This is a genomic window from Streptomyces sp. NPDC050988, assembly GCF_044456225.1.
Taxonomy (GTDB): domain Bacteria; phylum Actinomycetota; class Actinomycetes; order Streptomycetales; family Streptomycetaceae; genus Streptomyces.
The window spans coordinates 1-1,135 of record NZ_JBITFQ010000072.1 but is presented as its reverse complement, the minus strand read 5'-3'; the positions used below and the strand labels follow the sequence as shown (position 1 = coordinate 1,135).

1 protein-coding gene is annotated in these 1,135 nt (G+C 66.3%); it reads left to right on the top strand.

What is annotated here, in order from left to right; all coding sequences use genetic code 11:
* Nucleotides 1-55: 55 nt before the first annotated feature.
* Nucleotides 56-1,114 carry an IS630 family transposase gene (locus tag ACIBEI_RS49555; RefSeq protein ID WP_398898126.1) on the top strand — a complete coding sequence of 353 codons (1,059 nt, stop codon included), beginning with the start codon at nt 56-58 and terminating at the stop codon, nt 1,112-1,114.
* The last annotated feature ends 21 nt before the right edge of the window (nt 1,115-1,135 follow it).

Sequence of the window (1,135 nt, the reverse complement as noted above, 5' to 3'; positions counted from 1 at the left end):
CTAGTGTTGCGTGTTTGAAGTAGCTTTACGTCTGTGCTTTCGGGACAATGGGGCTGTGTATCTGGCCGCTGCGTTGCAGCTCCGCGAGGGTGACAGGTCACGCCTGGAGGCGTTGACGCGGATGTCGACAGCCCCGGCGGGGTTGGTGCAGCGGGCGCGGATCCTGCTGCTGGCCGCGGAGGGTGTGTCCAACACGGACATTGCCGCCCGGCTGGGGACCTCGCGTCCGACCGTGCTGAAGTGGCGTGACCGGTACGGGGCTTCGGGGATCGCCTCGCTCGGGGACCTGCCGCGTCCGGGCCGGCCGGGCACGGTGGACGAGGTGGCGGTGCTGGTGGCGACGCTGGCCGAGAACGGCCGGCCCCCGGCCCGTCTGGGAGTGACGCACTGGTCGTCGCGGCTGCTGGGCGCGGAGCTGGGACTGTCCTTCTCCGCGGTGGCCAAGGTCTGGCGCAAGTGGGGCATCCAGCCGCACCGGGTCGAGACCTTCAAGTTCTCCACCGATCCCGAACTGGAGCCGAAGATCCGTGACGTCGTCGGCCTGTACCTGGCACCGCCGGAGAAAGCGGTCGTGGTCTGCGTGGACGAGAAGACCCAGATACAGGCACTGGACCGCACCGCCCCGATGCTGCCCCTGCGGCCGGGCCTGCCCGAGCGGCAGACCCACGACTACAAGCGCAACGGCACGACCTCGCTGTTCGCCGCCCTGGAGGTCGCCACCGGGAAGATCAGCGCCGACGCCTGCTTCGAACGGCACACCAACAAGGAGTTCCTGGCTTTCCTCAAGCAGGTCGCCAAGGCCCACCCCCGGGTGAAACTGCACGTCGTCGTCGACAACTACGCCACCCACAAGCACGCCAACGTCAAGGCGTGGCTGGTGAAGAACCCCCGCGTGACCCTGCACTTCACCCCCACCTCCTGCTCGTGGCTGAACATGGTCGAGATCTTCTTCGGGATCATCACCCGGCAGGCCATACGGCGCGGCACCTTCGAGTCCGTCCCCGATCTCAAGACCGCCATCCGCACCTTCATCGACGGCTACAACACCCGCTGCAAGCCGTTCACCTGGACCAAGACCGCCGACCAGATCCTCGACAAGATCAAGCGTAAATAGATTTCAAGCACGCGACACTAG